The organism is Prauserella marina (assembly GCF_002240355.1).
Taxonomy (GTDB): Bacteria; Actinomycetota; Actinomycetes; order Mycobacteriales; family Pseudonocardiaceae; genus Prauserella_A; species Prauserella_A marina.
Map to the genome: position 1 here is coordinate 5,809,543 of NZ_CP016353.1, position 13,578 is coordinate 5,823,120.

At 67.3% G+C, this 13,578-nt stretch carries 13 protein-coding genes; 6 read left to right on the forward strand and 7 right to left on the reverse strand.

The genetic code is table 11. From position 1 onward, the window contains the following. Positions 1 to 150: 150 nt before the first annotated feature. Entirely contained in the window at positions 151 to 792 is a 642-nt protein-coding gene (trhA, locus tag BAY61_RS26795; RefSeq protein WP_425439993.1) for a PAQR family membrane homeostasis protein TrhA, read from the forward strand. 14 nt (positions 793 to 806) lie between these two features. Here trhA and BAY61_RS26800 read toward each other — a convergent pair whose 3' ends face one another. From BAY61_RS26800 to BAY61_RS26815, 4 genes are all read right to left on the reverse strand, one after another. Beyond that, entirely contained in the window at positions 807 to 2,693 is a 1,887-nt protein-coding gene (locus BAY61_RS26800) for an acyl-CoA dehydrogenase family protein (RefSeq protein ID WP_091809189.1), read from the reverse strand. 42 nt (positions 2,694 to 2,735) lie between these two features. Further along, on the reverse strand, positions 2,736 to 3,293 hold the full coding sequence (locus tag BAY61_RS26805) for a hypothetical protein (protein ID WP_091809463.1): 558 nt from the start codon (positions 3,291 to 3,293) through the stop codon (positions 2,736 to 2,738). A gap of 101 nt (positions 3,294 to 3,394) precedes the next feature. Next, positions 3,395 to 5,404: a thioredoxin domain-containing protein gene (locus tag BAY61_RS26810; protein ID WP_091809187.1), complete on the reverse strand. Its 2,010-nt coding sequence runs from the start codon at positions 5,402 to 5,404 to the stop codon at positions 3,395 to 3,397. Between the two features lie 12 nt (positions 5,405 to 5,416). After that, positions 5,417 to 6,202 (reverse strand): TetR/AcrR family transcriptional regulator, encoded by a 786-nt coding sequence (locus BAY61_RS26815; RefSeq protein WP_245865455.1) that lies wholly within the window; start codon positions 6,200 to 6,202, stop codon positions 5,417 to 5,419. Between the two features lie 92 nt (positions 6,203 to 6,294). Between BAY61_RS26815 and BAY61_RS26820 the strand changes: the two genes are divergently transcribed. Continuing rightward, positions 6,295 to 7,251 (forward strand): ATP-binding cassette domain-containing protein, encoded by a 957-nt coding sequence (locus BAY61_RS26820; RefSeq protein ID WP_091809184.1) that lies wholly within the window; start codon positions 6,295 to 6,297, stop codon positions 7,249 to 7,251. Then, positions 7,248 to 8,072 carry an ABC transporter permease gene (locus tag BAY61_RS26825; RefSeq protein WP_091809183.1) on the forward strand — a complete coding sequence of 275 codons (825 nt, stop codon included), beginning with the start codon at positions 7,248 to 7,250 and terminating at the stop codon, positions 8,070 to 8,072. Before BAY61_RS26820 ends, BAY61_RS26825 begins: the two co-directional genes overlap by 4 nt. Before the next feature lie 4 nt (positions 8,073 to 8,076). Here the strand turns inward: BAY61_RS26825 and BAY61_RS26830 are convergent, their stop codons facing one another. Continuing rightward, positions 8,077 to 8,445: a hypothetical protein gene (locus BAY61_RS26830; protein ID WP_091809181.1), complete on the reverse strand. Its 369-nt coding sequence runs from the start codon at positions 8,443 to 8,445 to the stop codon at positions 8,077 to 8,079. Positions 8,446 to 8,449: 4 nt separating this feature from the next. Further along, entirely contained in the window at positions 8,450 to 9,355 is a 906-nt protein-coding gene (gene mca, locus BAY61_RS26835) for a mycothiol conjugate amidase Mca (RefSeq protein WP_091809180.1), read from the reverse strand. A gap of 165 nt (positions 9,356 to 9,520) precedes the next feature. Between mca and BAY61_RS26840 the strand changes: the two genes are divergently transcribed. Continuing rightward, complete coding sequence (locus tag BAY61_RS26840; protein WP_245865457.1) at positions 9,521 to 9,994, forward strand: DUF4307 domain-containing protein; 474 nt, start codon at positions 9,521 to 9,523, stop codon at positions 9,992 to 9,994. Positions 9,995 to 10,181: 187 nt separating this feature from the next. Then, a complete protein-coding gene (gene greA, locus BAY61_RS26845) occupies positions 10,182 to 10,679 on the forward strand; it encodes a transcription elongation factor GreA (protein ID WP_091809178.1) in 498 nt (165 codons plus the stop codon). Positions 10,680 to 11,787: 1,108 nt separating this feature from the next. Here the strand turns inward: greA and BAY61_RS26850 are convergent. After that, positions 11,788 to 12,282, reverse strand: coding sequence for an Lrp/AsnC family transcriptional regulator (locus tag BAY61_RS26850; RefSeq protein ID WP_091809177.1), 495 nt, complete (start codon positions 12,280 to 12,282; stop codon positions 11,788 to 11,790). Between the two features lie 128 nt (positions 12,283 to 12,410). Between BAY61_RS26850 and hppD the strand changes: the two genes are divergently transcribed. Further along, positions 12,411 to 13,577 (forward strand): 4-hydroxyphenylpyruvate dioxygenase, encoded by a 1,167-nt coding sequence (hppD, locus tag BAY61_RS26855; protein WP_091809176.1) that lies wholly within the window; start codon positions 12,411 to 12,413, stop codon positions 13,575 to 13,577. Position 13,578: the final 1 nt, after the last annotated feature.

Below are 13,578 nucleotides of genomic sequence, written 5' to 3' on the forward strand. Positions count from 1 at the left end.
GGCAGTCCTGGGCGCTCTCCTGACCGCATAGTTCCGACGAGGTTGTGGAACGAGTCGCAACCGCCGGTCGAGTAGATGCACGAAGACCTACGCGACCGTAACCTTGTTCAGGTGAGCATTGCGACCGACAGCCGCCCTGATCCCGCTGCGTTGACGACTCGTCCGCGACTGCGTGGGCACATCCATTTCTGGAGCTTTTTCGGCGCACTGGTGGCCGCGGCGGCATTGATCGCACTCGCCTCGGCGACGGTCTCCGCGACGGCGGCGCTCGCGACCGCCGTGTACGGGGTGACGGTGCTCGGCGTGTTCGGGGTGAGCGCGCTCTACCACCGGCGGACCTGGAGCCCGACGGCTTATGCGTGGATGAAGCGGGCCGACCACTCGATGATCTTCTTGTTCATCGCGGGGACCTATACGCCGTTCACGTTGCTGGCGATGTCGCAGCCGACCGGTTACATCGTGCTCGCGGTGGTCTGGGGTGGCGCGCTGGGCGGAGTCGCGCTCAAGATGCTGTGGCCGCGCGCGCCGCGCTGGCTCGGTGTGCCGATCTACGTGGCGCTGGGCTGGGTCGCGGTGTTCGTCCTGCCGGAGCTGGCGACGAACGGCGGCGTGACCGCGCTCGTTCTGCTTCTCGTCGGCGGTTTCTTCTACACGATCGGCTCGGTGTTCTACGCGACCCGCTGGCCGGACTACTGGCCGAACACCTTTGGCTACCACGAGTTCTTCCACGCCTGCACGGTGCTTGCCGCGATCGCGCATTACATCGCGATCTGGCTCGTCATGTACGCCTAGCCGGCGCCGATCGCTCAGTCGGCGAGAATCGGCGCCGCGAGAAACTGCTCGGGGATCGCGAAGGCATCCACGAGTTCACTCGCGCGAGGACGAAGCTGAGCACACAACGTGTTGACGCCCGCGACGACGGCTTTCGCGCGCGGACTCGTCAACCTGCCGTGTTCGAGGAACCAGGCGCGATCGGCCTCGATGTTCGAAAGGGCGTACAGGTCGCAGACCTTGTTGAGCAACGCCTTCGCCTCGGGATCCTCGCAACGGTCGATGGCGCCGACGAAAGCCTCCAGCACGACTCGGTCGACGTGCACCCTGCCCGCCTTCAGCACGTGATCCTGCGCCTCGTTGAAAACCTCGAACGCGTTCTCCTGGCTCGCGGCCCGCAGTCTGCGGGCGATGCCGTCGAGCACATGTTCCTCGCGCTCCTCGAAAAGCTTGCAGTGCCAGGCTCTTTCGAAGACGATGTCGTCATCGTCGCGACCGGAACTCGCGTCGATGATCCGCTCCACCACCTTGCGCGCCGCCGTCGCCTCGACGACGGCGCCGACGAACTGCTCGGCGACGAACCGGGCCGTCTCAAGTGGACTCAGATCCTGGAACTGATGCCGGTAGCTGGTGAGCAACCCCTTGGCGACGAGTTGCAGCAACACCGTGTTGTCACCCTCGAACGTGGTGAACACGTCGGTGTCGGCTTTCAGCGACGGCAACAAATTCTCCGCGAGATACCCCGCCCCACCACACGCTTCACGCGCGGCCTGGATCGTGCTGGTCGCATGCCAAGTCCCGACGGCCTTCAGCCCGGCTGCCCTCGACTCCAGCTCCCGCTGCCGATGCTCGTCCGCCTGTCCGTCCCCGCTCTGTAGCTCGTGCAGTGTGGACACCAGCTCTTCCTGCGCGAAGTGCAGCGCGTAGGAAGTCGCCAACGCGGGCAGCAGTTTCCGCTGGTGACCGAGGTAGTCGAGAATACGGACCTCGGTGCCGTCCGGCCGGAAGAACTGCGTGCGCCGTTCCGCATAGCGCACCGCGATGGTCAACGCCCGCTTTGTCGCGCTGCCAGCGCTGCCAGCGACACTGATCCGGCCGCGCACCAACGTTCCGAGCATCGTGAAGAAACGTCTGCTGTCACTGGAGATGGAACTCGTGTAGCCGCCGTCCTCACCGACGTCGCCGTACCGGTTGAGCAGTGCCGAACGCTCGACCCTGACCCCTTCGAAGGTCAGTCTTCCGTTGTCGACACCGTTGAGCCCCGCCTTGATTCCGCAGTCCTCGATTCGGACCCCCGGCATCGGCGCACCGTCGTCGTCACGGATCGGGACGAGAAACGCGTGCACACCGCGACCCGCACCGTCGGTGATCAACTGCGCGAACACGACCGCGAGCCGGCCGTCCCGCGCGGCGTTGCCGATGTAGTCCTTGCGGGCCTGCCGGTCCGGCGTCTCGACGACGAACTCCCGCGTCGCCGGGTCGTAGGTGGCCGTCGTACACAGGTTCTGCACGTCCGAGCCGTGCCCCGACTCGGTCATCGCGAAGCAGCCAGGCAGTTCGAGACTCATGATCGAAGGCAGGTACCTGTCGTGATGCTCACGGGTCCCCAGCAACTGCACGGCACCACCGAAGAGTCCCCACTGCACTCCGGCCTTGACCATCAGCGAAAGGTCGCCGAACCCGAGCATCTCGAACGACACGACCGAGCCGCCGATGTCATCGCCTCCCCCGTACACCGAGGGAAAACCGAGCTGGGGCCTTCCGGTTTTGGCCAGCTCATGCAGTTGTTCGAGGATCAGCGCACGGTGTTCCTCGACGCTCAGGCCGACCGGGTCGGGGTACTTCGTACCCGCGGTCTGCGCACGAATTTCCCCGCGCACGGCGGCCCACCGACCGTCGAGTACTTCGGTCAACGCGTTCATGACCCAAGGTTGCCTGAACAACGGCCCGCGCGCAGGCCGGATTCAGTCCAGATCAGGGCCCTTCGCCCTCAGATCATCCACAGTGGACATCGCGGAGCGAAGCTCGGTCAACCAGGTATCCGCGTGCTGCCCTACCAGTTTGACGGCCCACGCCAGCGCTTCCGAACGCGAGCGCGCGACGCCCGCGTCGACGAGCGTGTCCAGCACCTGCCGCTCGGGCTGCCGCAACCTCGTCATCACCGGAACGGACAGTGTGGTGAACCGCTCGGTCGTGTTCCCCGTCCTCGCGCCCCATGCCACCTTGCGGCCGTACCTGTGCTCGGCCTGCCTCGCGATCTCGATGCGCCGCTCGCGGGTGTCCTCCCTGAACCTGCTGATCCGGCCCGCCTCGGCGGCCGAACGCTCCGCATCGTCGGCGAAGTCACCGCTCGGCGCGGGGAGCTCGCCGATGATCATGATCTCTTCGCGGTCGACGGTGACCTCGGGCGCACCGACGAACCATTCGTCGGGAAGCCGCCCGACGAGCCACGCGGACGCGTCGCCCGCGTCTGGTACATCGGCCTGCTGCCAGCCACCCCGGCCGCGCCATCCTTTACGCATCACGACCTCCATGCGATTACATGATTACACCGCTACTGAAGACAGTAGACCTGCATGGAAGCGATGGGGAGGCTGTTCTCCCAGAGCGGAAGCGGCGCGATTCAGGTGGCCAGCGCGACGGCGAGATCCTCGGTCGTCGTCACCGGTCGGTCGCACACGTAACCACGGCAGATGTAGGCGGCGGGAGCGCCGTCGACCAGCGGCCGGTCCGCCAGCAGCGGCACGCCTTCGGCCTCCGGGCTGCCACCGAGCACGACGGCACCACCCGGCACGGCCTTGGCCGCACCGACGAGAAGATCCGCTCTCGCCGCCGCGTCCGGACCAACGACCGCGACCTGCAACGGACCGGCCAGCAAGGTCTCGGCGACCGACAGCCAGTGGCCCGCGAACCGAGGCGCTTGCGCGGCGAGCGCACCCGCCCTCCCTACGGCCCGCTCACACGCGGACCGGTATTCGCTCGCCTGTTCGGGCCCCACCAGCGCGGACGCCGTCAGCAACGCACCTGCCAGCGCGGAAGCACCGGAGGGGCTCGCGTTGTCGGTGGGGTCGGAAGGCCGCTGCACGAGCGTCTCGGCATCGTCGGCGGTGTCGTGGTAAGCACCTGGCGCGTCCGCGTCGGCGAAGTGGGCGAGCGCGATGTCGATCAACATCGTCGCTTCCGCGAGCCACAGCGATTCGCCGGTCGCCTGATGGAGGGCGAGCAGACCGTCGGCGAGGCAGGCATAGTCCTCAAGCACCCCCGCCGCCGTTCCGGCGACGCCATCCTTCGAACTGCGGAGCAGCCTGCCTTCGGCGATGTGGACATCCAGCAACAGCCGTGCCGCGTCGACCGCGGCTTCGATCCACTCAGGACGTTCCAGCGCGAGTCCGGCTTCGGCCAGCGCCGTGATGGCCAGCCCGTTCCATGCCGCGACGACCTTGTCGTCCCTCGCGGGTTGCGGCCGCTCGGACCTCGCCTCCAGCAGGGCTTCCCGCACGCGCAGCCACCGCGTCGCGTCCTCGGGGTCACGCGGCAACTGAAGGGTCGAGGCGCCGTTCTCGAACGTGCCCTCCGCCGTCACCGTGAACAATTCGGCGGCATAGGCGCCGTCTTCGGGACCGAGCACGGCGACGAGTTGTTCCGGCGTCCACACGTAGGTTAGCCCCTCGATTCCTTCGGTGTCGGCGTCGAGGGAGGCCGCGAACCCGCCCTGCTCCGTCCGCAGGTGCTTGAGCAGGAACTCGGCCGTCTCGCCCGTGACCCGCAGCGCGAGTCCCGAACCGGTACGCCTGGCGAGATGCGCGTAGCCGCGCAGAAGCAACGCGTTGTCGTACAACATCTTCTCGAAGTGTGGAACGACCCACGCCGCGTCGACGGAGTACCTGGCGAAACCACCCGCGAGCTGGTCGTAGATCCCCCCGCGCGCCATCCCCTCCGCAGCCAGCTCCACAATGGACAGGGCAGCGGGATTGCTCGTGCGTTCGTAGTGCCGCAACAGGAATTCCAGGACCATCGAAGGCGGAAACTTCGGCGCGGTACCGAAACCACCGTGCCCAGGGTCGGTTTCCTGCCTGAGTTTGGTGACGGCCGCCTTGAGCGTCTGCTCGTCGACGGCATGCTCCGAGAGCGGACTGCTCTGTTGCACGATATGGCTGACGATCTTGCCGGCGCCTTCCCTCAGCTCGCCGGGCCGCTCGGCCCATGCCTGCGCGACGGCAGCGAGGAGCTGCGTGAACGACGGCATTCCGTGCGCGGGAGTGGGAGGGTAGTACGTGCCACAGTGAAACGGTTCCCCTTCCGGGGTAAGGAAACACGTCATCGGCCAGCCGCCCTGTCCGGTCATGGCCTGCGTCGCGGTCATGTAGACGGCGTCGATGTCAGGACGCTCTTCCCTGTCCACCTTGATGTTCACGAAGTTGTCGTTCATGAGCGCCGCGGTGTCGGCGTCGGAGAACGACTCGTGCGCCATCACGTGACACCAGTGGCAGGCGGCATAGCCGATCGACAGCAGGATCGGCACGTCGCGGCGCTTGGCTTCGGCAAGCGCCTCTTCGCCCCACGGCCACCAATCGACTGGATTGTCCGCGTGCTGCAACAGGTACGGCGAGGTCGCGCTGGCTAGGCGGTTCACGCTGACAGCGTCTCACAGAGATCCCGTGTCCGCCGCCCGCCCGCGCTGCCGTTCCACGAGTACGGCGACGCCGTCGAGCACCCTTTCGAGACCGAACTCGAAGGCCCGCGACGGGTCGATCGCGGCGCCGTACTCCGTCCCCGCCGCGACGCCGACCCTCGCGGCCACCGGATAGCGGTCGGTGTCGAACACCTTGGCAAGCAAGGGTTCGTGTTCCCGCCACCAGTCCTCGTCGGTCTTGCCGGTTCGCTGTTCGCCCTCGGCGACCTCCACCGCGCCGCGCACGGCACCGTGCGCGTAGTTGGCGACGAGCCCCACGACGAGGTCCATTTCGACATCGCTCAGCCCGATGTCGGCGACCGCCCTCAGTTCGTAGTCGTAGCGGGCGATGAGGTTCGGGCCGAGTACCGGCCTGCTGGTGGCGAGCTGCATCAGCCAGGGGTGCCGCCGGTAGAGCTCCCAGTTCTGCCTCGCGACCGCGGCCAGCCGCGCTCGCCAGTCGCCGTCGTGTTCACCTGAGGGCAGTTCGCCGAGAACCGTGTCGATCATGACGTCGATCAGCTCGCCTTTCGCAGGCACGTAGCTGTAGAGCGACATGGCCGTGACGCCAAGCCTGGCGGCGACCTTGCGCATCGACAGCGAGCCGATGCCTTCGGCGTCGGCGAGTTCGACCGCGACGGCCGCGATGTGGGGAACGGTCAGTTTCGGCTTGGGCCCCCGCTTCGGTTGCTCCCGCGTGCCCCAGAGCAGCTCCATGCCGCGCTTCGGATCACCACTGCCGCCATAAACGCTGGTCACGCCCACTGTCTCCATCCGCTTGAAATTTCCTACAGCGTAAGCTATTGTTCCAGCTCCTCTCTCTATACAGTGTAAAAAGTTTTGGAGTCGCGATGACCTCTGCCCAACCGGCCGTGCTCGCCGACGGTCTGCGCAAGCGATACGGGGATACCACGGCGCTCGACCATCTCGACCTCGCCGTCACCGCGGGGACCGTGCACGGCCTGCTCGGCCCGAACGGAGCAGGCAAAACCACCGCCGTGCGGATACTCACCACGCTCACCAGGCCCGACGGCGGAACCGCCGAGGTCGCGGGCTACGACGTCGTGCGCGACCCGGCGGAAGTGCGCTATCGCATCGGGCTCGTCGGGCAGCACGCCGCGCTCGACGAGATCCTCAGCGGCAGACAGAACCTCGTGCTGTTCGGCAGGCTCTACCACCTCGGCTCCGCCCAGGCACAGGCCCGCGCCGACGAGCTGTTGCGGCAGTTCCAGCTCACCGACGCGGGCTCACGCCCTGTCGGTCAGTACTCGGGCGGAATGCGCCGCAGACTCGACCTCGCCGCGAGCCTCATCCTCGCGCCGCCCGTGCTGTTCCTCGACGAACCGACGACCGGGCTCGATCCGAGGGCTCGCACCGAGGTGTGGAAGGCCGTGAGGGAACTCGCGGCAGCCGGGACGACGGTGCTGCTCACGACGCAGTACCTGGAGGAGGCCGACCAGCTCGCCGACCGCGTCTCGCTCGTCGACGACGGAAAGATCATCACGGAAGGAAGTCCCGCTCAGCTCAAACGCCGACTCGGCGCCGACCACGTCGACATCGTCGCCGCGCGCGACGACGACCTGGCCTCGGTGAGGCGAGTGCTCGCCCGCATCGCATCCGGCCCTGTCCGCACCGACGAGGAGCGCAGGCTGCTCAGCGCGCCCGTCCACCACAGAGCCTCCGCCCTGACCGAGGTGGTGCGCGACCTCGACGAGGCAGGCATCACCGCGCTCGACATCTCACTGCGAAGGCCCACGCTCGACGAGGTGTTCCTCGAACTGACCGGACCGAAGGAGAACGTGGCGTGACAGTACTGACCCCACCACGCAAAACCAGCGGCGCCGAGCGGCTGCGATGGGCACTCGCCGACGGCTGGACCGTCGCGAAGCGGGACCTCACCCACTGGGCACAGCAGCCGGCCGTCTTCATCGTCGGCCTGCTGTTCCCCGTGCTGATGCTGCTGATGTTCGCCCTCTTCTTCGGCGGGGCCATCACCCCGCCGACCGGCAGCTATCAGGACTTCCTCGTCCCGGGCCTGCTTGGTCTCACCATGGTGTTCGGCGTCGAGACCACGTTCACCGCGATCAGCACCGATCTGGCTCGCGGCGTCACCGACCGGTTCCGCTCGCTGCCGATGGCCGGCTCGGCCGTCGTCACCGGACGCTGCATCGCGGACCTGCTCAACGCGATCGCGGTGCTCGCGGTGCTCGTCCTCGCGGGGCTGGCGATCGGCTGGCGCTGGCACGAGGGACTGGGTCCCGCGCTCGCCGCGTTCGGGCTGCTGTTGTTGTTGCGGGTGGCGATGCTGTGGCTCGGCATCTATCTAGGACTGCTGTTGCGTCGCGCGGAAGCCGTGCAGGCCATCCAGATTCTGGTCTGGCCGCTCGGTTTCCTCTCGAACGCGTTTGTCGCGCCGACCACCATGCCGGGATGGCTGGGAGCCATCGCGGAGTGGAATCCGCTGTCGGCGACCGTCGCCGCGGTACGCGAACTGTTCGGCAACCCCGGCTGGGCAAGCGGCTCCTGGCTCGGCGACTACGCGATACTCGCCGCGATCGGCTGGCCGGTACTGCTCATCGCGGTGTTCTACCCGCTGTCGGTCCGCCGCTACCGGCAACTCGGCGGGTAACCGCTCAGGAAACCTCGTTGCCCTTGGCGCCCGCCGCCGACTGAGCAGGCGCTTCCTCGGCTTCTCCCGAGGTCGACTGCTTCTCGGAGGTCTCAGCCGACGCGGTCTTCGTCGAGCCCGCGTCGGCGGGGTCCTCCGCCACTTCCGCCTCGTCCTTGTCGAAGGTCGCGGGAACCCGCTTGAGGTGTTTCGTCATCGAGCGGACGAGAAAGACGACCGCGATCAGAAACAGGAGCAGGAGCAACAGACCGACCGGGGAGGACTTTCCGAAGTCCTGCCCTTGACCGCCACCGTCACCAGAGCCCGGTTGTTCCTGCACGAGCACGACGGTTCCGGCGAGTACCGGCCCCGCCGCGAAGGCCGGAATTGTCATGTCCTCACCTTATCGCGCACCCCGCGAACAAATCGTCCTCGGGGAGGGTGCTGTCCACCAGCGAGCGTACGAGCTCGTATTCCTCGGTGGGCCAGACCTCCCTCTGCATGTCCAGCGGCACGGCGAACCAGCGGCTGTTCGGATCGATCTGCGTCGCGTGCGCCTTCAGCGCCTCGTCCCTGACCTCGAAAAAGTCCGCGCAGCTCACCCGCGTGGTGACCCGCTCCATCACGTCGGCCTTGTCCGGGTCCCACTTGCCGAGCCACTCCGCGTAGGGGGAGTCGATCCCAGCCTCGACGAGCGCTTCGTGGAAGGCGGTCATTTTCGCCCTCGAGAATCCGTGCGAGTAATAGAGCTTGAGCGGCTGCCACGGCTCGCCGGTGCCGGGAAAGCTCTCCGGATCGGGCGCGGCGTCGAAAGCGGCGACCGAGATCTCGTGGCACCGAATGTGATCGGGATGCGGGTAGCCGCCGTTCTCGTCGTAGGTCACGATGACGTGCGGCCGGAATTCCCTGATGACCCTCACCAGAGCTTCGGTGGACTCCGCGAGCGGCACCGTCGCGAAGGAACCCTCCGGCAACGGCGGCAACGGCTCGCCCTCGGGCAACCCGGAGTCGACGAAACCGAGCCACCTGTGCTTGACCCCGAGTATCTTTGCCGCGCGCGCCATCTCCTCGTGCCGGATCTCGGTCATGTTGGCGATCACCTCCGGCCGGTCCATGGCGGGATTCAGCACACTCCCCGCTTCACCGCCGGTGCAGGTCACGACCATGACGTCGTGCCCGTCCGCGACATAGCGCGCCATCGTGGCCGCGCCCTTGCTCGACTCGTCGTCCGGGTGGGCATGCACTGCCATCAGCCGGAGTCCGGCTCCCTGCCCGGTCGCCGTCCGCCCGTCAACTCCCGCCATGACCGACTCGGTCCCTCTCACCAGTCCACCAATCCTTACGACGTCCCCGCGATGCCCGATCCGACCCCGTGGTCGGCGACGTTCGGCTTCCACGCATACTCATAACGCGGGGACACCGGTTCCATCTTCCCCGGCAGTACGACAAGAGTTCTCGGGAGGCTCGGGGTGAGCTCCGAACAGACCGCTTCGGCGAAGTCGACGGAGAAGAGCGAGCGTCCTTCCCTTCCGGAAGGGCGGTATGGCTCCTCGCATCCCGCCAACCGGCGCAAGCGCACCGTCCGGGGCTGGCGGATGTGGGTGTTCGGCGCGATCGCGCTCGCGGTGAGCATCACCGTCACCCTCGTCGCCTACGGCAATCTCGGTCAGGCTCCCATCGAGGCGCAGCGAGTCGGCTTCGAGGAAAAGCCAGGGAATGCCATGGAAATCACCATCGACGTACAGCGCGGCGAGCCCGACCGACCGGGCGTCTGCATCGTGCGAGTCAGGGATATTTCCGGAGCGGAGACCGGACGGAAAGAGATCTACGTCGCACCGGGTGAGGAGCGTCTCTCCACCGTGATCCGCAGCATCGGCAGGCCCGTCACGGCAGACGTGTACGGCTGCTCCTACAACGTGCCCGAGTACCTGTCAACCACCTAGCGGCCAACGGGGTGAATAGCGCGCCGAATGTCCGGTTGGCGCTGAAGACGGCGGCGTCGAACGGGTCGAACGTGTTACCCTGATTCATCCGGCACGGCCCCTGGCGGGCCGTGTCTTTCCTTATATTCCAGCCACTGAGGCGTGGCAGCCGGCTTGTATACCCAAGCTCGGCAAGCCCTAGGAGGAGATGGTGACCGTGAGCGACAGCAAGGTGACCTGGCTGACCCAGGATGCCTACGACAGGCTCAAGCACGAGCTCGACGAACTGATCGAGAATCGTCCGGTCATCGCTGCGAAGATCAATGACAGCCGGGAAGAGGGCGACCTCAAGGAAAACGGTGGCTACCACGCGGCCCGCGAAGAGCAGGGCCAGCAGGAAGCCCGTATCCGGCATCTACAGGAACTGCTTCGCACCGCGAAGGTCGGCGAGGCTCCCACCAACTCGGGCGTCGCGGAGCCGGGCATGGTGCTGACCGTGCGCTACGCCGGTGACGACGAGGACGAGAAGTTCCTCCTCGCGACTCGCGAGGAGGGCGGCGGAGATCCGCTTGAGGTGTACTCCCCCGACTCGCCGCTCGGCAAGGCGCTGCTCGGCGCCAAGGAAGGCGAGTCGCGCGAGTACCTGTTGCCCAACGGCAACACCCAGAAGGTCACGCTCGTGCAGGCAGTTCCCTACGCGGGCTGACCTGCGCTGTTCAGGGCCTACCTGCCCCAGGCTTTCGAGGACTCTGGCCTGAACCAGGCTGCCGAGGACTTCGGCCTTGGCCCCGGTTGCCGGGGCTGGCCCGGTTGCCGGGGGCCGATCTGGCCCGAGTTGCCGAGGGCTTCAGCTTGAACCCGGTTGTCGGGGGCCGATCTGGCCCGAGTTGTCCAGACAAGCGCACCCGCCAAGTCCGTGACTTGGCGGGTGCGCTGGCATGTGGGGGGTGAGTAGTCCCGCGAGTCCCCCGCCCCGGACGCCGAGTTCTGCACTGAGGCCGCCGAGATCCGCGGTCCCGCCGTCGAGATCCGCGCTCAGGCCGGCGACATCCGCATTCGGGGCGTCGAGTTCTGCGAACGGAGACATCGAACCGCAGCGCCGGTCGCCGCCCGCCTGCGAAACCGAGCCGACCGTCCTGGACGGACGCACGAGCGTCGCCGGATTCGGCAGGGCGACAGCAGATCGACTACATCGCCGGGGCGAGTCGCACCGTCGCACCGCCATAGCCCCGAACGCGGACCTCGGCGACCTGAGCGCAGAACTCAGTCGCCTGAGCGCGGATCTCACCAACTGGATGCGCATCCCGACGGCCTGAGCGCGCATCTCGGCGGCCTGAGCGCAGAACTCGACGACGTGGACGCGGATCTCGACGGCCTGGCGCAGAACTCGATGGCCTGGGCGCGGATCTCACCATCCGGACACGCGGCTCGGCCACCCCGGGCGCGGCTCGGCCACCCCGGGCGCGGCTCGGCCACCCCGGGCGCGGCTCGGCCACCCCGGGCGCGGCTCGGCCACCCCGGGCGCGGCTCGGCCACCCCGGGCGCGGCTCGGCCACCCCGGGCGCGGCTCGGCCACCCCGGGCGCGGCTCGGGCGACCCCTTGGCACGGCCACCCCGGGCGCGGCCACGTCGCCTCCACCGCTCGCGTGGTCGGCCACCTGGCACACACCCCTGGTGCCACCTCACACGCGGTCGGCCACCTGGCACACCCTCAACGCGGTCGGCCACCCGCCACACACCCGGCGCCACCCCGCACGCGGGGTCGGCCACCTGACGCCACCCCGCGCGGGATGGGCGCTTCGCGAGCAGGGCGCTTAGGCGGGGTCCCCTTCTTCGGCTCGCGCGATACGTTCCAGCAGCGGACGGACCCGTTGCGGCACCGGGGTGGACAACGCGATCGACGTCGAGGTTCGCCGCACACCGGGTACACCGACGACATCGTCGATCACCCGCTGCAAATCGTCGTTCGACCTTGCCACCATGCGCACGAACAGATCACCCTGCCCTGTCGTCGCGTGCACCTCGCACACCTCGTCGATCGCGGCAAGAGCCTCGGCGACCTCACCTCGCCTGCCCTGCGCGATCTCCAGCACCGCGAACGCGGTGAGCCCGTAGCCCATCGCGGCGAGATCGAGTTCCGGCGGGAAACCGCTGAGCACCCCCGTCGCGCCCAGCCGGTCGAGCCGCGCCTGCACGGTGCCCCTCGCGACACCGAGCCTGCGGGCACACTCAAGCACCCCCAGCCGGGGCGCGTCGGTGAGCAGGAGCAACAACCTCGCGTCGAGCGAGTCGACCTTCGGATCCACCATGCTTCCCTTCGCGCCGCCCTGCACATAGTGCCCAGTTTGATCACCAGATACGACTACCGGTCGAGCATATTGTCCAGCAGAATCCCAGACTATTGCTCACCCTGCCTGGTCGGCGCATCCTTCGAGGTATGACGAACCCAGCTCTCGACGACGTCAGCTTCGACCAGCTTCGCCAACTCGTCGGCCTCGTCGACCACGACGCGTCGGCGGACCCGTTCCCGGTCAAGGCCATGGACGCGGTGGTGTTCATCGCGGGCAACGCGACCCAGACGGCGTGGTTCTATCAGACCGCGTTCGGCATGGAACTCGTCGCCTACGCGGGCCCCGAAACCGGGCAACCCGGCCACAAGTCGTTCGTCTTGAAGTCCGGCTCCGCACGGTTCGTGATCACCGGAGGGGTCCGCCCCGACTCACCTCTGCTCGACCACCATCGCAGGCACGGCGACGGCGTCATCGACCTCGCACTCGAAGTGTCCGATGTGGACAAGTGCGTCGCGCATGCCCGCGCGGAGGGCGCCACCGTCATCGAGGAACCGCACGACGTCTCCGACGCGAACGGAACCGTGCGCAGGGCCGCGATCGCGACCTACGGCGAAACCCGGCACTCACTGGTGGACCGCTCGCGCTACACCGGCCCCTACCTGCCGGGGTTCGAGCCGCGGGCGGGCGCGAAACGCAAGCGGTTGTTCCAGGCCGTCGACCACTGCGTCGGCAACGTGGAACTCGGCAAGATGGACTACTGGGTCGACTGGTACCACCGGGTCATGGGCTTCGTGAACATGGCGGAGTTCGTCGGCGACGACATCGCGACCGAGTACTCGGCGCTGATGAGCAAGGTGGTGTCCAACGGCAACCACCGCGTCAAGTTCCCGCTCAACGAACCCGCCATCGCGAAGAAGAAGTCCCAGATCGACGAGTACCTTGAGTTCTACACCGGAGCGGGCTGCCAGCACATCGCACTGGCGACCGGAGACATCATCGAAACCGTTTCGGCCATGCGCGCGGCGGGAGTCGAATTTCTCGACACCCCCGATTCCTATTACGACGACCCTGCCCTCCGAGAACGGATCGGCGAGGTCAGAGTGCCCATCGAAACCCTGAAAAAGCACCGGATTCTCGTCGACAGGGACGAGGACGGCTACCTGTTGCAGATCTTCACGAAACCGATCGGCGACCGCCCTACGGTGTTCTACGAACTCATCGAGCGACACGGATCGCTCGGTTTCGGGAAGGGCAACTTCAAAGCACTCTTCGAAGCCATCGAACGCGAACAGGAACGCAGGGGAAATCTCTGAG